At 54.6% G+C, this 19,267-nt stretch carries 21 protein-coding genes; 11 read left to right on the top strand and 10 right to left on the bottom strand.

Annotation, left to right across the window (positions count from 1 at the left end):
* Positions 1–222 precede the first annotated feature (222 nt).
* From R6H26_RS04220 to R6H26_RS04205, 4 genes are all read right to left on the bottom strand, one after another.
* Positions 223–1,428, bottom strand: coding sequence for a 5-(carboxyamino)imidazole ribonucleotide synthase (locus tag R6H26_RS04220; RefSeq protein ID WP_404788618.1), 1,206 nt, complete (start codon positions 1,426–1,428; stop codon positions 223–225).
* 25 nt (positions 1,429–1,453) lie between these two features.
* Positions 1,454–1,846 (bottom strand): SH3 domain-containing protein, encoded by a 393-nt coding sequence (locus tag R6H26_RS04215; protein ID WP_404788616.1) that lies wholly within the window; start codon positions 1,844–1,846, stop codon positions 1,454–1,456.
* Between the two features lie 16 nt (positions 1,847–1,862).
* Positions 1,863–3,386, bottom strand: coding sequence for an AAA family ATPase (locus tag R6H26_RS04210; RefSeq protein WP_404788614.1), 1,524 nt, complete (start codon positions 3,384–3,386; stop codon positions 1,863–1,865).
* 297 nt (positions 3,387–3,683) lie between these two features.
* On the bottom strand, positions 3,684–4,919 hold the full coding sequence (locus tag R6H26_RS04205; RefSeq protein WP_404788612.1) for a DUF4912 domain-containing protein: 1,236 nt from the start codon (positions 4,917–4,919) through the stop codon (positions 3,684–3,686).
* A gap of 459 nt (positions 4,920–5,378) precedes the next feature.
* On the opposite strand from R6H26_RS04205, the gene R6H26_RS04200 reads away from it, so the two are divergent.
* The gene (locus R6H26_RS04200; RefSeq protein ID WP_404788610.1) at positions 5,379–5,810 is read left to right on the top strand and encodes a hypothetical protein; all 432 of its coding nucleotides are present in this window, start codon (positions 5,379–5,381) and stop codon (positions 5,808–5,810) included.
* Between the two features lie 70 nt (positions 5,811–5,880).
* Here the strand turns inward: R6H26_RS04200 and R6H26_RS04195 are convergent, their stop codons facing one another.
* Complete coding sequence (locus tag R6H26_RS04195; protein WP_404788609.1) at positions 5,881–6,552, bottom strand: DUF1997 domain-containing protein; 672 nt, start codon at positions 6,550–6,552, stop codon at positions 5,881–5,883.
* 469 nt (positions 6,553–7,021) lie between these two features.
* Here R6H26_RS04195 and R6H26_RS04190 point away from each other — a divergent pair, with 469 nt between their 5' ends.
* From R6H26_RS04190 to R6H26_RS04170, 5 genes are all read left to right on the top strand, one after another.
* Entirely contained in the window at positions 7,022–7,381 is a 360-nt protein-coding gene (locus R6H26_RS04190; protein WP_404788607.1) for a hypothetical protein, read from the top strand.
* Between the two features lie 9 nt (positions 7,382–7,390).
* Positions 7,391–9,259, top strand: coding sequence for a phosphodiester glycosidase family protein (locus R6H26_RS04185; protein ID WP_404788605.1), 1,869 nt, complete (start codon positions 7,391–7,393; stop codon positions 9,257–9,259).
* Between the two features lie 10 nt (positions 9,260–9,269).
* Complete coding sequence (locus tag R6H26_RS04180) at positions 9,270–9,662, top strand: phosphomannose isomerase type II C-terminal cupin domain (protein ID WP_404788603.1); 393 nt, start codon at positions 9,270–9,272, stop codon at positions 9,660–9,662.
* A 74-nt stretch (positions 9,663–9,736) separates the two neighbouring features.
* Positions 9,737–10,090: a HesB/IscA family protein gene (locus R6H26_RS04175; RefSeq protein WP_404788602.1), complete on the top strand. Its 354-nt coding sequence runs from the start codon at positions 9,737–9,739 to the stop codon at positions 10,088–10,090.
* 87 nt (positions 10,091–10,177) lie between these two features.
* Positions 10,178–10,651 carry a hypothetical protein gene (locus R6H26_RS04170; RefSeq protein WP_404788600.1) on the top strand — a complete coding sequence of 158 codons (474 nt, stop codon included), beginning with the start codon at positions 10,178–10,180 and terminating at the stop codon, positions 10,649–10,651.
* Here the strand turns inward: R6H26_RS04170 and R6H26_RS04165 are convergent.
* Complete coding sequence (locus R6H26_RS04165; protein WP_404788599.1) at positions 10,617–10,862, bottom strand: hypothetical protein; 246 nt, start codon at positions 10,860–10,862, stop codon at positions 10,617–10,619. The two genes, R6H26_RS04170 and R6H26_RS04165, sit on opposite strands and share 35 nt — an antisense overlap.
* 97 nt (positions 10,863–10,959) lie before the next feature.
* On the opposite strand from R6H26_RS04165, the gene R6H26_RS04160 reads away from it, so the two are divergent.
* From R6H26_RS04160 to R6H26_RS04145, 4 genes are all read left to right on the top strand, one after another.
* On the top strand, positions 10,960–11,478 hold the full coding sequence (locus tag R6H26_RS04160; RefSeq protein ID WP_404788597.1) for a hypothetical protein: 519 nt from the start codon (positions 10,960–10,962) through the stop codon (positions 11,476–11,478).
* Positions 11,479–11,688: 210 nt separating this feature from the next.
* On the top strand, positions 11,689–12,630 hold the full coding sequence (locus R6H26_RS04155; RefSeq protein ID WP_404788595.1) for a hypothetical protein: 942 nt from the start codon (positions 11,689–11,691) through the stop codon (positions 12,628–12,630).
* A gap of 128 nt (positions 12,631–12,758) precedes the next feature.
* A complete protein-coding gene (locus tag R6H26_RS04150; RefSeq protein WP_404788594.1) occupies positions 12,759–14,150 on the top strand; it encodes an aldehyde dehydrogenase in 1,392 nt (463 codons plus the stop codon).
* Positions 14,151–14,272: 122 nt separating this feature from the next.
* Positions 14,273–14,401 carry a hypothetical protein gene (locus R6H26_RS04145; protein WP_404788592.1) on the top strand — a complete coding sequence of 43 codons (129 nt, stop codon included), beginning with the start codon at positions 14,273–14,275 and terminating at the stop codon, positions 14,399–14,401.
* Positions 14,402–14,515: 114 nt separating this feature from the next.
* Here R6H26_RS04145 and psb34 read toward each other — a convergent pair whose 3' ends face one another.
* The 4 genes from psb34 to R6H26_RS04125 all read right to left on the bottom strand — a co-directional run bounded on the left by psb34 (position 14,516) and on the right by R6H26_RS04125 (position 18,968).
* Positions 14,516–14,683: a photosystem II assembly protein Psb34 gene (psb34, locus tag R6H26_RS04140; protein ID WP_404788590.1), complete on the bottom strand. Its 168-nt coding sequence runs from the start codon at positions 14,681–14,683 to the stop codon at positions 14,516–14,518.
* 167 nt (positions 14,684–14,850) lie between these two features.
* Positions 14,851–15,882: a DUF2235 domain-containing protein gene (locus R6H26_RS04135; protein WP_404788588.1), complete on the bottom strand. Its 1,032-nt coding sequence runs from the start codon at positions 15,880–15,882 to the stop codon at positions 14,851–14,853.
* A 150-nt stretch (positions 15,883–16,032) separates the two neighbouring features.
* Entirely contained in the window at positions 16,033–18,180 is a 2,148-nt protein-coding gene (gene glyS, locus R6H26_RS04130; RefSeq protein ID WP_404788586.1) for a glycine--tRNA ligase subunit beta, read from the bottom strand.
* A 50-nt stretch (positions 18,181–18,230) separates the two neighbouring features.
* A complete protein-coding gene (locus R6H26_RS04125) occupies positions 18,231–18,968 on the bottom strand; it encodes a GUN4 N-terminal ARM-like repeat domain-containing protein (RefSeq protein WP_404788584.1) in 738 nt (245 codons plus the stop codon).
* Here R6H26_RS04125 and R6H26_RS04120 point away from each other — a divergent pair.
* On the top strand, positions 18,967–19,116 hold the full coding sequence (locus R6H26_RS04120) for a hypothetical protein (RefSeq protein ID WP_404788582.1): 150 nt from the start codon (positions 18,967–18,969) through the stop codon (positions 19,114–19,116). The two genes, R6H26_RS04125 and R6H26_RS04120, sit on opposite strands and share 2 nt — an antisense overlap.
* Positions 19,117–19,267: the final 151 nt, after the last annotated feature.

Below are 19,267 nucleotides of genomic sequence, written 5' to 3'. Positions count from 1 at the left end.
TAGTGGGAATTACTGTATTTCTTACTGGTTTAGTCCGATTTTTCCTGTAGTATGGGTCTAAAAAAAGAAAACTATTACACGTTTAGCTAAGCTTAGAGCATACACAATATTGGGAGATTTTGTTCCGATCGGTCCCGCCCAAACGCACGATCGATCGATAGCATACGCTCGATAATACAGTTCGATTTCGAACGATCGCCCAGAATCGCATCGCCTGTCTTGTTAGGGATTTGGGTACCAAAGGGCCTCAATCTGTCGAGCCATCGCGATCGCCTGCTCCCGCTCTGACGTATTTAGCAAAACGGTCGCGTGCCCCAACTTGCGCCCTAGCTTAGCATCTGTTTTGCCATACCAATGCACGGTAGCGTTCGGAACGGCAGCGAGGTGCTGGCGCTGCTCGAGATAATCGGACATAGCCGTTTCGTATCCCAACAGGTTGACCATCACCGCTCCTGCCGCATGGAGCGAAGGGTCGCCCAAGGGCAAACCGCAGACTGCCCGCAGATGCTGCTCGAACTGAGACGTTTTGCAGGCATCAATGGTGAGGTGGCCTGAATTATGGGTGCGCGGCGCAATTTCGTTGACAACAACTCGTCCGTCTGGCGTCAAAAATAACTCGATGCCTAAAATTCCGATCGCATCCAAAGATTCTAGAAGCCGCGTGGCAATGGTCTGGATTTGGGTTTGGGTTTGGGGGGGTAGCGCGACGGGGGCGATCGCCCAGCGACAGACCTGCTGTTTTTGGTAAGTTTCCACCACCGGATAGAGCGCAATTTCCCCCGTGGCCGATCGGGCTGCCATCACTGCCAGTTCCCGCTCGAAGGGCACAAAGGCCTCTACCATAAATCGATGGGTCGTGTCGGCATCGCCAGCAAAACCCTGCCAAAACTGCGCCAATTCGGCGGCATCTCGCACCATAAACGTCCCTTGACCGTCATAGCCATGGCGACGAGATTTAATGACAACGGGGAAGCTAAACCCCAGCGCCGCTAAGTCCGTTTGAGGCGTAATGGTGGCAAAAGCCGGGACTGGAACGCCCAGGGATTCCAAAAATTGATGCTGTTCGTACTTATCCAGTAAGGCGGCCAACACCGATAATCCCGGACGGAAGCAAACGCCTTGCGCCTCTAGATGCCTCAGCGCATCGAGATCTACAAACTCGTTCTCAAACGTAACGACCTGACATTGCTGAGCCAGTCGAGCCGTTGCTTCGGCATCGCCGATCGGCGCGAGTACGGCCTTAATCGCAAACGCGGTTTCCGCCCGAAGGCTATTGTTGAGGGCCGGATCCGTCGCGCGGGGAGTTTGAACGACGATCTCCAACCCGAGCGACTGCGCTGCCTCCACCATCATCCAAGCCAACTGCCCGCCTCCAATGACGCCGACCTGACGGATTGCAGGAATTGCAGGCGTTCGATCGCTATTCATACCGTCGTCTCAATTGCATCCCAATCTACTGCGCTCGCTTGATATTGCCCGCTCTCACCCAACCCTCGACCCCTTTGGATTCAAAGCGCACTTGCTGCCACTGCTTATCGTCAGACTCCCCCACAACAACGACGGTATCGTTAAATTGCAGTTTATCGACGACCGTACTGCTGGCATCCGGCTTACTCCGCAAGATCAGACCTTGCTGGTAGACTACAAGGGCTGGATAGGTCTTATCATCTTCCGAACGGATGTCAAGCTGCGAAGGCTCTTTCTTGGCTTCGGCAAAATTTGGCTTCTCTGGGCTGCGGGAGAGCTGCTGCAATAAAAGAAAACTCGTTCCCACGACGGCAACGGTGACGGTCAGCAGACCTAAAAGAATGCCGAGGGTAGATTGGGCTACGTTAGACCATCGCATGATAGTTAAGCTTGGGTTAGTCAGGCTGCTCGAACTGGCGCTGAACGCGCAAACTCAGTGTACTATGCCGAGATGCTAACCGAGCTTTCCCCGATGCGGCCCACTCCTGCAAAACGTGGACCTGCTCTTGGGCGGTACGGGCGAGGGGCACGATCTGGCTGACGGCTTCGAGGATATCGGTGGTGGTAAAGTCGCGGTTTTGGCTGAAGCCGAGGTGCATGGCTTCAATCAGGCTTTGTTCGATCTCAGCGCCCGAAAAGTCCGGGGTTTCGTATGCGAGGCGCTCTAGATCGTAAGCGGCGATGTTATGGGGCCGCAGGTGGTTGAGATGGACGGCAAAAATGGCCTTGCGCTCTTCCGTCGTGGGTAGCCCTACAAAAAAGATTTCGTCAAAGCGGCCTTTGCGCAATAGTTCTGGAGGCAATGCCTGAATGTTGTTGGCGGTGGAGACCACGAAGACGGGGGAGGTTTTTTCGGCAAGCCAGGTGATGAAGGTGCCGAAAACGCGGCTGGTGGTGCCGGAGTCGCCCCGGCCATCGGCTCCAGCAAAGGCTTTGTCGATTTCGTCGATCCACAGGACGCAGGGGGCCAAGGCTTCGGCCAGCTGGATCATCTGGCGGGTCCGAGATTCCGATTCGCCGACGAGTCCCGCGAAGAGGCGGCCCACGTCGAGGCGCAGGAGGGGCAGGTGCCAATGGTGGGCGATCGCCTTGGCGCTCAGCGATTTCCCGGTTCCTTGAATCCCGACGAGCAGCAGCCCGCGAGGGTGGGGGAGACCGTACTGTCGGGCTTGCTCGGAGAAGCCGCTGCCGCGCAGGAGCAGCCAATCTTTGAGATTATCCAGCCCGCCAATATCGGCAATGGTCTGACTGGCGGGAATGAAGTCGAGAATTTGGGTTTGGCGGATGGTCTGACGCTTTTCCTCCAGAATCAGATCCAAGTCTTCCATATTGAGGGAGCCGTGGGTGGCGATCGCCTTGGCCAGAACGCGACGAATCCGTTCCATCGAAAGCCCCTGACAGCAGCGCACCATTTCTTCTAAGGCTCTGGGCAGCATGGATAAGCCCATGGCAGCCATCATCCGTTCGATTTCAGGACGAATATCGGCAAGGGTGGGCAGCGGAAAGTCCACGACCGTCAGCACTTCGCTCAGATCCGTGGGAATGGACAGCTCTGCGGCCAGCAGTACGAGGTTTTTCGGTTGAGATTTGAGGCTGCGGGACAGGTTTCGCAATTTACGAGAAATTGCAACGTCTCCTAAAAACCGATGAAAGTCTCGCAGGATAAAGATGGCGGGGGCGTTGGCAGGCAGTTTTTCGACCAGATCTAAGGCTTGGAGGGGATTGCGCTGGGCGAAACCCGCATCGTTGGGGTTGCCTTGGTAGCCGTCTACAAAATCCCAGGTGTAGATCGCCCGATTGCCGTGGTGTTTGGCAGATTCGGCGATCGCCGTTTCGACCCGCTCTTCTTCCTGGGTTGGGATGTAAATGAGGGGGTAGCGGGCGCGCAGACACAAGTCAAATTCATGCTGGAAACTCATGGATCTCTTTCAGCCAGGTTATAAAAGCACTCAAAATCAGTTTAGCGGCATGTTAATAAGCTAGCGCTTTCGAGGGCGGAGGGCGATCGAGATCTTAGGCTATTCCCGAAATAGAAACGACCAATCATTCTGTAGGGGCGCGCATACCTTGCGCTCCTACGACTCGGTATTCTTTTTTCTAGAAATCCAAATCCAGATGGCGGACCCGTACGAGACTGTTGATTTCGTGGGGGCTTGAATTACAAAAAAAAGAGGGTGGATTGTTCCACCCTCTTAGCTCAGCTCAAACTGTCATCCTCAGACAAACCATTCTTCGAGGGCTTCCGCCTTCGTGTTGGTTCGTCGGTCTGGCGTTTCGCGGGTGAACCGCATGTGGATGGCACGAGTCTGCTCCCCATCCGAAGCCACTGCCATGATCGGGAAGTCGATCAATCCATCCTGGAAGGACATCTGATACCGGAACGTACCGTCCGGCGTGAGTTCGATGGGACGACCGCCAATGGTGACGTGGGCATCGGGTTCCGTCGCGCCGTAGACAATAAGCTCGGCATCTGCCACCAGCCAGAACTTGCGCGGGCGGGCGGGCAGAGAACCGGAGAACAGCCCCGCACCAGAAGCCGTCAATCCCGCGCCAGAGGCCGTCGGCAAGGCCCACAGACCCACACCGGACGGGAACACGTAAGAACTGATGCTTTGCTCGTGTACCTTCGCTTGCTGCATCGAGCCGAACACGGATCCATCGACTCGGAGCGCTTCTGCGCCTTGCGCCATGTTGAAGATCTGGTCGTAGATTCCATCGCCAGCATTGGGATAAGTCACGACGGTGCGAGATGGCTGCTTGAGTTCTGCAATCGTCTGGCCGCGCAGGTCGGATTCCCAATCGACGGTCACGAAATGGTCGTCGATCCAGTCCGAAGGGTAGGTGGGCGGAATGCGCACGGCGGCAGAGCGCGCCATCAACAACCAGCGTCCGTCAAAGGTGCGGTAGCCAATTTCCACGACGTAGTCGCGATCGCTGACCGGAATTGGCAAGTACCATTCCCGCGCCATCTCGTCGCAGGGGTACTCCTGGACGCTGTGGGGAACTTGATACTGAATGTCGATATCGCTTACGTCGTAAATGCGCACCGCCAGTTGCTGTCCGCCCTGCGATCGCAGCTCCGACTTGTGCTCGTTAGGGATATCCCAGTAAGCATAGGCCCACTGTGGGTCGCGGGGCATGAGCACGATCCGGCTTTCTCCATAACCCTCGGGCAGGTCGCCGAGGGACTCGTCCACGCTCGCCAAGGACGGATCGTAGAGCGCAGAGACACCCACGTCAAACTTAGTGGATTCAACCTGCTCTTGCATTTCGAGAGGATCGGACGAGTGTGGAACCATAGGAGCTTGTATATTTTGATTTTGAATGTCTTGAATAGCGGCCAAGAGCTGATCCTTACGCATTCGGCTATACCGAGAGACGCCAAATCGACTGGCAACTCGGCGGAGCTGCCGCAAGGTCATTTCTTCTAACGGGGGTTGATCGTAGGTCATAGGTCGATAGACCTCCTGAACTGGACTAAGAATAAAGAAATTAATGCTGGCAGTAAATTCTTTTTTAAGGGGAGGTCAATCCGTGGGGATCGGCTTCTTAACAACAATGTAACATTTTACGTTCGGAAGTCAAGCCCCAAAACCATTGTTATTAATGACTTATAGGACTTATCAGGAATTTGGGGATCTTAATGTCATGAATTTATGACATTAAGATCCCAGTCTTAGCCCGGTCGATTGCGAAAACCAAGTCTCGATCTGCGATCTTTTTTTGAGCGCAGGGGGTCAGGTCTCGATCGGTTGCCCATGGCCCGTTGCAGGGATGGAACTTTTAAGGCAGAAATCGTCAGAGGAAGTCAGAGGACTTAAGGTGCGTCCCAATGCTGCCGTTAGAATTAGGTATTGGGCATACTAGGATTGCTCCACCCTCACGACCGTCTACACCAATGGGGACATACCATGATCAAACAAAAAATGCTGGCGTTATTGGCTAGCGCGATCGCCCTCGCAGCCGCGTCCATCGCGCATCCAGCCATAGCGCAGACTGCGCCTGCATCGACATCTGCGTCGTCTACGCCCACTGGCGTGACCGAAATTTTGAAGCAGCTCAATTTAACCCCCGAGCAGCAAAAGCGCGTCGACGAAATCCAGGCTTCAGCAGCCGTGAAAATTAAAGAGGTGCTGACGCCCGATCAGCTGGCTCAGCTGAAGGTTTTGGCCGAATCTGGAAAGGGCGATGCCGAATCCTTTAAAGCGTTAAATCTCACCGACGACCAGAAAGCTAAGTTAAATGAAGTGAGAATCGGGATCGGGATGGAGCTTTTACCCGTCCTCAATAGCGAACAGCAACAGAAGCTGGTTGAAGCGGTAATGCCTAAAAAAAGTCAGTAGTTCTCATCGCTCGAATGACCCGGAATTAAAAAGCCTCAAGACGTTCGGCGTTTGAGGCTTTTCGTTTGGTCTAGCGATTGAGACTGGCATGAAAATCGTCCTGAACCTTAGCGGTCAGCCGTCGGGAGACTTGACGGACGATCTGAGCGAGAAGGCGATCGCCCGTCCCCTGAATCAAGTTATGGGGAAGCCGTCGGATAAATTTCGGGAACAGCAGCGCCACGTTTAAGTCCAAGGTCCACTCGATATGAGTTGAGTTTTGGGGGGGTGAGCTTTGGGATGCATCGGGTTGCTGCGACCTGTCGGTTGCACGGTCTACCAACTCAAGGGCCGCCCGGAAATCCACCTTATATCCGTTATCTTCAGGCGTCACGTCAGGAATCGTTTCAATTCGGTAAATGCCTTGTTCGTCTGGCGGCAGGAGATGCAGGCCAATTTTAGGCTCGACCTCAAACCCAAACGATCCGTAGCGACCGATAGTCAGCAAGTATCCATTTTCGCCGACTGGCTCAACGGCCATCGGGTGGGCGCAGCGGCAAAACCAGCCTCGGTGGATGTTGAGGTACTGCTCGACCGTCTCTGCATCGGCCTTTAGTTCCATCGCACCCACAAAGTGGCTGTGAAAATGCATCAACCCTTTTGATGTCGATTCGGTTTGAGCTGACGGCTCCTCAGTCAAGTCCATCCAGTTGTCATGCGATAGCGATTGCGCGTAGTCTGACTGCATTGCTTTTCCCAGCATTTAAAAACAGCGTTTCCTATATCTATCACTCCCTGTTGGAGCCCTCAGTATGACAGTTGACCTGACTTTATTTCTGCAATCTCCATCAGTCTGCGGTTTAACATGGGATTTCAATTGAGGGCGACCTATATCTATACCCATAACTTACAGCTACGCTGCTATAGCACTTACAGTTCTCTTGTTATGCCACGATTTTCTAGAAAACATCAAGGCGCGGGCGGAACAAAAAACGGCAAAGTCCGACTCATGGGTAGAGGCTGTCCCTTTAGAATAACGAATCTTAGCGGCAGCATAGAGCGTGGCTTCAATCGTTTACGGTGTGTTTGACAGCCTATCCTCCTTGCGTTTCCAGGGTGAAGGCGATAAAAATTGCTATCTTGGGTACAGCAAGATTCAGAGAGCTAACCCGACGTTTTGCGAGACGGTGCTGGCCTCCAAATCAAATCTGTTGAGCTTTAAAAGGTGCGTTATGAAACGTTCGACTCAAATTTTGAAGTTATCTCTTGTAGGGGGCAGCTTAGTGGCTATATGGGGGACAAATGCAGCCCCACTTTTGGCTCAGTCAACAGCGCAGCCTCTGGGGGGAAGTCTGAACGGCGAGCAAGACCTTAACAATATTTTTACGAATCGGGACCAGAGCGCTTCCTCGTTATTTGGGTTGATCAACAAGATCCAGTTGCTTAACGGTCGCAACCCAAACGATTTTGCTGCCGAGCAAGATGAGAATTTTCAGTCTGCGGTGAGCGAATTTCGTCAAAAGCAGCAGCAAAAAACACAGTCTCCCGTAGCGCCATCCTCGCCGATTTCCAGTCCATCGCAGCTTCCATAGCATTTAGGCATGATTAATCCCGTGCCGCAATCTATCGGCCAAACGTTAAGTGTTTTCTTGGGCGCAAGCTTAGGCGTTTCTTTGTTCTCCAGCTCCATGGCTTTGGCGGATGGAACTTCACAGTTGCCCGCCGCCGCATTTATCCAAGAAGGCAGCCAGATTTCGATCGATGGCAAGCAGGTTGCTGGCGCTTGGGCGCAATGGACGGATCCGCAGTCCGGGCAGTCGATGCTTGGCGTGAGCGACAGTGTTTGGATGCGTCAATTGGGCGGAGATTTACTGGACAACACCAGTCCCGCGCAACAGCCCGTCCGGTGGTTTGCCGATTCTCCCAAAACGCTCTCCGCCCGACTGGGTCAAAACGGAGCGGTCCGTTATCTGGCTATTTCTGAGGGCGCGCGTCAGTGGGGATGGCAAGTTCAGGCGAGGGGGGCGGTGCTCGACATTCAGACTGCATCAGCTGTCGTCCAGTCGATTGGATTGGGGCAGCAGCCTTGGGGGCAGCGCCTCGTGGTGCGGCTCGATCGCGCGGCCCCTTGGCGCGTATCTGCGTTGACCAACAGCCGTACGGGTCGGACAGATCGGAAATTCACCCTTGAGGTAGATGCAACGCTGGGGTCCGATGAATTTAAGGGTTTATCCGCGCCTGCAGGGGCAGGATTAAAGGCGTTAAAAGTCGAACGGAAGCCCCAGCAAACGCTGATCCACGGTTCTATGGATGGGCGGCTTCAGCCTCAACTATCGACGTTAGACAATCCGCCTCGGCTGGTATTGGACCTGCGCCAGGATCCCGTCAGATCGCGTCGCATTCTTTGGGCGCCGGGCATCGAATGGCGAGAAGCGATCGTACCGGTCGGGCAGGCGCAGTTTCCCGTAACCTGGTTGGCCGTCAATCCGCGCCAGCCCGGACTCAAGCTACTGCCGTTTTGGGGCAGCAGCGGGAGCGGTATCGTCGGCATCGCGCCGCTGTCTAAGATGGCGCAGCAAAGTCAGGCCGCTGCGGCGATTAATGCGGGTTATTTTGGCCGCGATCGCCAGTCTCCGCTGGGGGCCATTCGTCGAGACGGGACCTGGATTTCTAGCCCCATCCTCAATCGAGGCGTTGTCGCCTGGGACGCTCGGGGGCGCATGAGCGTCGGGCGGTTGATGCTGCAGGAGCAAATCGTGACGAGTAGCGGTACGACATTGACCGTTGCGTCGAGCAACAGCGGTTATCCCCAAAAGGGTATCGCTCGCTACACCGCACAGTGGGGGGCAAGTTACAGTCCCGTACTCAAAAACGAGCAGATCTTCACCGTCATCAACGATCGCGTGGTGTCCGTGCAGCCCGCAAAAGAGGGCATGGCATTTCCGATCCCCAGTAACGGTGCGTTGCTCGTCGCGCGATCGGTGACGGCACTCTCAGAACTGCCCTTGGGTTCCTCCATTCAATATCGCATGCAGCCCTCGCGACCGGAATTTGAGACATTCCCCAACATTGTGGGGGGAGGACCCGTCTTGGTCGAGAACGGGCGCGTGACAGTGGATGCGATCGCAGAGCAGTTCAGCCAAAATTTTGCGACCCAGGCCGCCGATCGCAGCGGGATCGGTCAAACTGCGGACGGGACCATCTTGCTTGCGGTCACCCACAATCGGATCGGCGGGGCAGGGCCGACCCTCGGCGAATGGGCGCAGGTCATGCAGCGTCTCGGCACCGTCAATGCCCTCAATCTAGATGGAGGCAGTTCCACCAGCCTTTACCTAGGCGGACAACTGCTAGACCGCCATCCCAAAACCGCCGCGCGGGTTCAGAATGGCATTGGCGTATTTTTACAACCTTTGACGCAATCCCGAATGGGGTTGGGTACTATAGAGCAAAAATCACTTAAAAATCACTAAGGTAAATCCTATGGCTTCAGTCAAAGATGTCGATTCTCTGACCGTAGTATCGTCTCAACCGCTAGCTGCGACGGAACTGCGTCCTTGGGGTTCATTTACAATTCTTGAAGAAGGGGTTGGCTATAAAATCAAACGCATTGAAGTAAAGCCCGGACATCGCCTCAGCCTTCAAATGCACCACCACCGCAGCGAGCACTGGATCGTCATTTCCGGCATCGCTAAGGTCACGCGAGACGAGGATGTCATTATGCTCTCGACCAACGAATCTACCTACGTGCATCGCTTTGCAGCCCACCGACTTGAAAATCCCGGTAAAGTGCCTCTCGTGATCATCGAAGTTCAAAATGGCGAGTATTTGGGCGAAGATGATATTGTCCGATTCGACGACGATTATTCGCGCTAGGAGAGGATACGATTGAATCCGCTTTTTGGCGCGCAGCAACTTTTTAGCACAGTGATTCCCAAGGCAATGGTTTGATGATTCGCTTAAGCGCCACTGCGGCTAACGAAATTAAACGGCTCCAAAGCAAGAACCCGAGCGCTCGCGATGGGGCTTTACGGGTGAGCGTTCAGTCGAAAGGTTGTGCGGGACTGTCCTACGAACTCGGTTTTGATGGGACAGTTCAGGCCGACGATCGCGTGTTTGAATGCGACAGTATTCGGGTTGTCGTGCATCCTCATAGTCTGGCTTATGTAGACGGTTTGACCTTAGACTATTCCGAAGACCTAATGGGCGGCAGTTTTCGCTTTCACAACCCCAATGCCAAGCAAACCTGTAGCTGCGGGCACTCTTTCTCGGTCGAGTCTGGGACTTATCACTATCAGATTTAGCCTCGAACATTTCAGTGAAGCGGAGCCCGATCCAGGCACAGCTACGCCCTTAGGCAGCTATTTTTTGTCGAATACGAGGAGGGCTTAGTGAGCTATCAACTTCAAAACCAGTTTAATGTTTGGTGGCAGACGCTTGCCAATAAAGAGACCTTCGATACCTATCAAAAAACGATTCAGCTCACTTGGCGCATCTTACAAGAAACCGCCAAGCTCGTGTGGCTGTTTTTATGTCTGGGTCTAGTGTCGTTTACTTGGCTGGGGGAAACAAGCCAGCAGTCGGGACGGCAGTTGAAAGATTGGATTGCCAGCATTCCCGAACCGAAAGCCGACTATATTTGGTCGGAAACTAGGGAACGATTGACTGCTATTACTCGCTCGAGCGCCACGTCACTCGTGTCCCAGGCAAAAGAACAGCTGGGCTTGCCGACGGAGCCGAAAGCGGTGCTGTCCGCACCGTCGCCTGCTCGTTCTGCTGCACCGCCGAAAGAATCCGTTACCGCGTCCCCAAAGGTTGAAGTCGGAGCAGTTACGCCCGCAGTCCCTTCAGAGCCAGAAGAATAAGTGGAAGAATCAACTGAAATCGATTGAAATCTGGATCGAACTCCGTTTCGGGTATCGTTGCAAACATTAGCTTGAGCCGCCGACCTTGAAGGTCGGCAGCTCTCTTTTTGGGCCAATGCTTCGCTTTGGCGCGGTGAAAAGCGTTGCTTCGGGTGATGGCGATCGCTCGGCAGCGGTCTGCGCGATCGCCGAAAGAAATCCGCAGAATCACGAAGGGGCAAGCATATCAGTCACTGAGTAAATTTAGCAAAACCGCGAAGATACATTCATCGAGGAAATACCTATCACCCGCCCAAAGGAAGCCCGCCATGAAACGCCAAACGATTTACGCCCTGACGCTCACTGCTACTCTTTTTGCTTCTATCCTTCCCGCCAGCGCCAACCCAGTCCCCCCAAGCAGCCGCAGCGGCAATAGCGGTCGCGCCATGTGCAACGACGTTTATCTGGGTCAAAATATCCAAAACAACATTCACGAACGCAAGAATATTGTCGATAAGACTCAAAACGACGTCGGTCGCTCGTCCAATGCCTACGGCTATATGAACAGCGCTTCCGGTTACAAACAACAGTCGGCAGGCGGTGGCGGTGGCTTCAGCTTTTTGGGCATTGGTGCCAGCGGTTCGGGCGGTAGCGCCAGCTCTAGCGGCTATAAGACAGCCAGTTCTGGCTATGGCTCCAGCAGTAACTACTACGATCGCAGCTCCCACTACTTCCACGATAAAAGCACCTTCGACGACACCAGCAGCTCTACTGCCGTTGTCGGCCAAGACTGTACCGCAGTCGTACAATCCCGCACGGCCATTACCCAACAGCTCATCGGGTGGTAAAGTCGCCGCGTCTTAGGCGATTCCCGAAAAAGAAACGACCAACCACTCTGTAGGGACGCAAGGGCTTGCGTCCCTGCAGTGACGGCGATCGCAACCCAACTGCCGTAAAGTCACCCAGTCCCAAGCCGCATCGTCACTGAGACTCTTTTGGAAAACCGCGAAGATACATTCATCGAAGCAATCCAACCCGCCTTATCTAGGAAACCCGCCATGAAACGCCAACTGCTCTACGTCTTAGCCTTATCCGCTTCTGTCATGGTTCCTACAGCACTCCCCGCAGCGGCGCAATCGGTCCCTTCTCCTCAGTCTTACGATGCGCCCGCCACCGTCATCCCTCAATCCACGGCTCTTACGGTTGTATTTCCCGCCAATCTAACCATCGACGCCAAAAAAGAACAGGACTATCCGACGACGCTTTTGCTGGCTCAGCCCTTGTTCGATAGCTACGGCAATCAAATTGCGGCTCAAAACTCCCCCGTATCGGCCCGCATTCGTCCGGTGAAAGATGGCGCGCAGGTAATTGCCGAATCCATTGTCATTCAAGGACGTACGGTTCCCATTCAGGCCACCAGCCCCGTGTTGCCCAGCCGCAAAGTCACCCTCAGCAACGGCACCGATGAAGCAAAAGCACTCAGCCCCGTAGCAGGTCGGATTGGCGGCGGATTGTTCGGCGGACTCAACGGTGGCGATCCGATGCAGTTCAGCCAAGGGGCCATGCTGGGTTCTGGCATTGGGGCGATCGCCGGGCTTGCGTCTGGGAAGTCGGTTCACATCGTCGAGATCCCCCAGGGCAGCCTCTACGTTCTGACGCTACAGACTGCTGTGGCGCTTTCAACCCCTCCCGCTCCGGTTGCGGCAACGCCAGCAAGCGCGCCCACCGCGCCTCGGTTTGGGTTCCGCACGGAACAGGAATATCAAGCGGGATTGGATAAAATACTGCAAAGCTACCAACAGCGTCAAATGTCTCAGGCAGACGCGCTCAACATCATCCGCGCCGCCAATGACTATGCCACAACTCAGCTTCCCGCGCCGCTCTACCCTCCCGTTCAGCAGCGACAGTTAATCAGTCAGGTGTTTGGGTTTAGATACGCGATCGACAGCAATACCCCTGCGGTCAATACGGCCTCAAACGGCTCTCAAGTTTTGTTTTAGCTGCACCTTAGTTTCACCAATGTGGCGAGAATTGCTATAACAAAGCTGGAGGGTACCGTTCCAAGAACCAATGACTGTTGCGTTCTGGCCACTGCTTTCCCCTCAGGTTCACTGTTAGAGCGATCGCCATGACTGCACAGATTGCAACACCCCCAACCCTTCAAACACTGGTTCGCCAGCAGCGAGATTTTTTCGGCACGGGTCAAACCAAACCGCTGGCATTTAGAATTCAGCAGCTTCAGCGACTTCAACAGGCGATCGCCGACTATAAAACGGCCATTGTAGAGGCTGCCAAACAGGATTTAGGGCGACCGGAGTACGAAGCGTATTTTGAAATTGCGACCGTTGCCGAGATCAAACAGGCGCTCAAATTCCTCAAGCAATGGATGAAGCCAAAGCGGGTTGCCGTGTCCGCAGACCAGTTTCCCTCCACTGGTTGGATTCAGCCGGACCCGCTGGGGGTCGTGCTCGTGATTGGGCCGTGGAACTACCCGTTTCAACTGATGATGTCGCCACTGGTGGGGGCGATCGCCGCTGGAAATTGCGCCATCCTCAAGCCGTCAGAACACGCTCCCCATACGGCTGGGGTGATTGCAGATTTGATTCGATCTGCGTTTGACCCTCAATACATTGCCGTCGTGGAAGGCGACGCTCAAGTCAGTCAGGCGCTATTGGTCGAAAAGTTCGACCACATCTTTTTTACAGGCGGCAAGGCGATCGGGCAGGTCGTGATGGAAGCTGCCGCGAAGCATCTCACTCCCGTTACCCTAGAGCTAGGCGGCAAAAGCCCCTGTATCGTAGAACCAGACGCGCGCTTAGACTATGCAGCCAAACGCATTGCTTGGGGCAAGTTCGTCAACGCGGGGCAAACCTGCATCGCGCCCGATTATTTGCTGGTGGATCGCCGCGTTAAGCCAGCGTTGCTTGCGAAGCTCGAACAGTACGTCCGAGAATTTTACGGTACGGACCCTGCCGCCAGTTCAGATTACGGACGCATTATCAATCAGCGGCATTTTTCGCGCCTCACCTCCTTTTTAGACAATGGAACGCCCGTCGTCGGGGGGCAAGCGGACCCAGAAACTCGCTACATTGCGCCCACTATTTTAGATGAAGTGAGCTGGGACGCTCCGGTGATGCAAGACGAAATTTTCGGGCCAATTTTGCCCGTACTGGAGTACGAGAGCTTGGACGAGGCGATCGCCCTGGTCAACGCCCGCCCCAAACCCTTGGCCCTCTACTTTTTCTCCAACGATGCGCGCAAACAGGAGCGGGTCTTACAGGCCACCTCCTCTGGAGGCGCATGCATCAACGACACGCTCATGCAGGTGGCGGTCGCCTCGCTTCCGTTTGGGGGCGTGGGAGAAAGCGGCATGGGCTGCTACCACGGCAAGGCCAGCTTCGATACGTTTTCGCACTACAAAAGCGTTCTCAAAAAAGGAACCTGGCTCGATCTAACCTGGCGCTACGCTCCCTATACAGACGCGAAGCTCAAGCTCATCCGGCGGATTGTCAACGACTGAGGCGAGATAAGCTGCATGCGTTTGTGACGAGGATCATCGCTCGCTCGATCTGACATCACCGACGCCTCTAGCAGATCGTCGAATAATACTGATATTCAGTTATTAATTCGGAGGTCACAGCTATGAAAACAGAATTGGTCGCACGTTGGGTTGTTGTTGAAGGTCGTCTAGAGTTGCAATGGTCGATCGCGGACAACAACCTCGCGATCGCAACGCACCGCTTTGTCTCTCAAATCCCTAAAGCTGCTTGAGGTCCCATGGCATTTGCCCGCGATCGAAAAACCCCTGCCGGACCGTCCGACGGGGGTTTTTCGCAAATATTGCGGGGCGCTCGACTGGCCCCAGAACCGAACGAGCGAAAAAGCTTAGCTGACAGACAGCGCAGTCAGGATGGTCCCGGCAACCAATAAGACAGCAAGTGCACCTTGGAACATATAACGGCGTTGCTGCTCTGGTGAAGGGTATTCAGCAAAGTAAATTTCAGGCTCAGTGGCGTAGTTGTTCAGAACCCCAGTTTCGTTAACGGTATACATTGTGTTTCCCCTTAAGTTGTATCTCTATGTAAATATTTATAACAGTATTGTTACAAATAAGCAATAGAAGTTGACAAAAGAGCCATCGGCACTTCTAATTGCGCCGATAGGAAGGGGTTATAGGGAAAATAGGGTGGTTCGTTCGGGCTTTCCAACCCAAAGGTCGCTCAAGGAGGGGGCGGGCACGCTGCATCCAGTTCGGTCGCCAGAGCCTTGAGGTTGTTAGGGCGATAATCTTTGCGATCGCACCATCGTTTTTTGATACTGCTATGGAGGGTTTCCATTCCGCCTTCTACGGGGCGATCCAGCATTCCAACCAGGCCAAAAATACCCGGACTGGTATCGAAATCGATCGACGGATCGAGCGCGATTCCATCTTTTGCCCGGCGCGGATCGAACCCCAGTCCGAGTCCCGATTCGGTCACTTGCTCCATCATCCATTGCAGCGCCCCGTCTGACAAACCCCGATTGGCTGCTGTGCCGCCTCCGACGCAGCCGTGGGTTCCCGGAAACCAAACTTCGCGAATGACTTGACCTGGGTTCTTGTCGCTTTTTCCCATGTGCGTGACGATAAAGGACCTGCGTCGCTCGTCAACGGCGAGCGCGTGGAAGGCGCGTTGAATAATCGCGCTCAACTCCGTGTCGTGAAATTGATATTTTTGATTGGCCAGCCGATCGATGGGCAGCAACGGCACCAAATCTGGAATCCCCAGCGCGCCGACGGTATCCCAGCAACCCAGAACGGTAATGGGGACGCGATCGCCAAATTCCTGACGAAATGCCACGGCAATGTCATTAGAGGGTTTAATCTCGCGATCGCGATAGATCCGATAGGCTTCTGGAATTTTCTGAATATTGGAGGGTTTCAGCAATCCCGAACAATAGATTAATCCCACTAAACTTCGAACCGTGTAGGCCCCCCGGCTGAAGCCAAAGCAGTAGATTTCATCGCCAGGGTTGTAGTTAAGGCAAAGAAACCGATAGGCTTCCGTAATATGCTTGTCAATGCCCCAACCAAAAATACCCCCCACCCATCGGTCGTACCACCTCGTCCCCAGCCCTTCCTGGTAGTAGACCTGCTGCGGAACTCCGAGTGCGTCGACTTCTAAAACGATCTGAGACAGCTTGAGCGCATTGGTGGGATACTCCCCAGATAAACCATTCCACGTTCCATCACAACAGACTACGAGACGTTTCATCAGCTTAATCCTCTCGAGCGATCGACAGAAATTCTGGATTGAGTCTCCTCAGTAACGTTCGAAACTATTGAACGACAATCGATCTCCGATCGCATCATGTCCTTCACGACTCGTAACACTGGTTGAGTTTGCGGGGTCCGAGTTTGCGGTCTAAGTTTTGACAATCTTACCGAAGTCGGCCAGTATCCTCGCATGGTTGCGCAGCAAGCCCAGTAGGTTCAACCGATTTTGCTTGAGATGGGGATCGTCCGCCATCACCAAGACGCTGTCAGAGCCGTCAAAGAACTCGCTGACGGTGGGGGCGATCGCCGCTAGCCCTTTCATTAGCAGCCCGTAATCTCGGCTGCTAGAAGCTTTTTGCGTTTGCGGCAGGAGCGCCACCAGCGCATCGTAGAAATTTTTTTCGGATGGCTGTTGGAAATATTTGGGATCTACCGCCGCAGACGGATCTAGGGTCTGAGTATCGAGCGTTCCCTGCTTTGCCAATCGCGTGGCTCGATTCACCGTTTCGTAGATGCGGGCTAAGGTGCCATCGGTACGGAGCTGCTGCAAGAATAAGGCGCGGGACTGCACGTCTAGCAGATCCTCAAGGGCGCGTTGGGTGTAGTCTGGGTCGGCTTCGCCCAATACCGCGTTGACCAAGTCGTAATCGACGTGCTGTTCTTCTTGGAGCAGGGTGCGGATGCGCTGCAAGAAAAATTCCTGGAGCTGGTGCTGTAGGGTTTCTAATCCTTCAGCCTTATCGAACGTTTGCGCAAAGGCTGCCGTTACAGCCTGTAAAAGCTGTTTGAGATCGAGCGATAGCTTCGCAGACCAGATGATATTGAGAATGGCATTGGCCGATCGCCTCAATGCAAAGGGATCCGACGACCCCGTGGGCAGCATTCCCAACCCGAAAATGCACGCGAGCGTATCGAGACGGTCGGCGATCGCCACCACCTGACCCACCTGCGTTTGGGGCAAGCCATCCTCCGCTCCGCGAGGGAGATAGTGCTCGGCGATCGCCGTAGCAACGGCTTTGAGTTCTTTACTGGCTAGGGCATACTTTTCGCCCATCACGCCCTGAAGTTCCGGGAACTCGCCCACCATTTGAGTCACGAGATCCGCCTTGCACAGTTGGGCAGCGCGATCGACCGTCGCTGCCGTTGAAGCATCGACCTGAAGCTGCTCGGCAATCCGTCGGGCATTGTCCCGGATGCGATCGACCTTGGCCCGAACCGAGCCTAGATCGGCCTGAAACGTAACGGTTTCGAGCTTGGGCAAGTAGTCTGCAAGGGGAATGGCGAGATCGGCCCTGAAGAAAAACTGACCGTCAGACAGCCGCGCCCGAATGACGCGCTCGTTGCCAGACGCAATAATCTGAGATTTTGCCGGATCCCCGTTGGAAACCGTAATGAAATAGGGGAGCAGGTCGCCGCTCGCATTGCGGACCGGGAAATAGCGCTGATGGCTCACCATTTCGGTCACCACCACTTCCGCAGGCAGCTCTAGAAACGTTTCATCAAAGGAGCCGACCACCGCCGTCGGCCACTCCACTAAATTCACCACCTCCGCCAGCAAGTCCTGAGGAATTTCGGCAACGCCGCCCGCAGATTGGGCTACGGTCTCGACCTGTTTCACGATCGCAGACTCTCGTTTAGCCGGATCGACTTGGACGTAAGCATCTGCTAGCGCCTTGGCATAGTCAGAGGCGGTAGCGATCGTGACAGGTGCGGGGTGCAAGACGCGGTGGCCTGCGGATTGGCGATCGCCTTTCACGATCGTCCCTTCATTTTCAAGCTGGACGGGCAAAATCTCCTCATTCCAGAGACTCACCAGCCACCGCACCGGACGAGAGAACCGCAAATCGCCATCGGCCCAACGCATAAAGCGCTTGCCTTCAAGGCCAAAAATCCACTGGGGGATCAGCTCAGCCAACACGTCAGGGGTTTTACGGCCCTCAATGACTTTGCGGATGTAGACAAACTCCCCCTTATCCGTGGGGCGCATCTCAAAATCGGTCACCTCCACGCCCTGCTTCTTAGCAAACCCCAGCGCTGCAGGGGTCGGCTTGCCATCTTTGAACGCAGCCTGAGCGGGCGGGCCTTTTACCTCTTCTGTTTGTTGGGGCTGTCGGTCGAGGAGACCGCGAATCAGCACTGCCAGACGGCGAGGGGTACCGAACACCTCAACGCGCTCGGTCGCCAACGCGTAGACGCTCAAGTCAGCGGGAACGCGGGCTTTCCACTGGTCGATCGCCGACGCTACAAACTGCGCCGGAAGTTCTTCGGTGCCCACTTCTAATAAAAATGTCGCCATGGCGCGTTACTCGTGCAGGTTTAAAGAAAGAATGAAAGCTCGGCAGTTTCTCAGGTCGTCCATGCAGGATGGGACAGCAATCCGTTGATGGTCTGGACGCCGCGAAGCTGATTGGAGAGGGGTAGGTGGCCGCGAGGCGCGCTCAAATCCCAAATAAATTCGCCAGGGTAGCGCGTCCAAGTTTTGCCAGATTTCCACTTGATTTTGGGCCAAAGCGCCTCCCAATCCTTGCCGACGCCCAGCCAGATCTGCCGCTGCACCGAAAATCCAAACTTTCCTTCAGAATGCACGACCCATAGAGCGTTAATGGTCTTGAGATCCGTTACCGAAAACCCGTCGATCTCTGAGAAGTAGACCCATTTGCGCTTGATCGCCGCCGGACCTGCCAATTCGCAGAGTTTTTGAAGTGTCAGGCGATCGGCGTCTAAAAATTTTTGCCGCGCCAATAGCTGCTGGAGCGGACGATAGTCGATGCCAGATTCTGACTTGAGCGGCACGACGCCTTGGGGGAAATGCGCCTGCAAAAATGCTTCGGTCTCGGGCGTTTCAGCATACAGCAACAGCTCGTAGCAGCGACCGTCAACGGGTGCGGCAGCTACCCCTTCAGCCTGTCGCTCTAGCAAAAAAGATTGCAGCAGGGCGTACCCCGTTGCGCCTGCTTCGTAGAGTGCAGCCGCAGCCTGAAGCTGATTTTTCTCAGAGCCTGTGGCGAGCTGGGTTTTTAATTCATGCAGATCGGGGTTGGAATCCCTGGAAAGGGGAGCAGATGCGTTTGCAGACTCAGGCATGAAGATACTCGACGACAGTGGGGGTGTGAATGGGATTCGTTACCTACCCTTTAACCCTATCAAAAAGGGCTTTACCCTGACGAGCAACTCTTCTAGATCGACAGTATTTTTCAGGGTTGTCAATGCAGTGGTGGGGCGATCGCGCTAGGCTCCCCTTCAACCTCCCATCTTCCCATCTAGTGGGCCTTTGCCTGGGGGCGAGAAGGGCGATCGCAGTTGCATCGACTTTAAAAACGCGCATTAATATTAATTTGGCCGCGAGTTTCCGAATTTGAACCTACTCTACATTAGCTGGAGCT

Source organism: Altericista sp. CCNU0014, from assembly GCF_044923475.1.
GTDB lineage: Bacteria > Cyanobacteriota > Cyanobacteriia > Thermosynechococcales > Thermosynechococcaceae > JAAURS01.
This window is presented reverse-complemented; position numbering and strand designations above follow the sequence as displayed.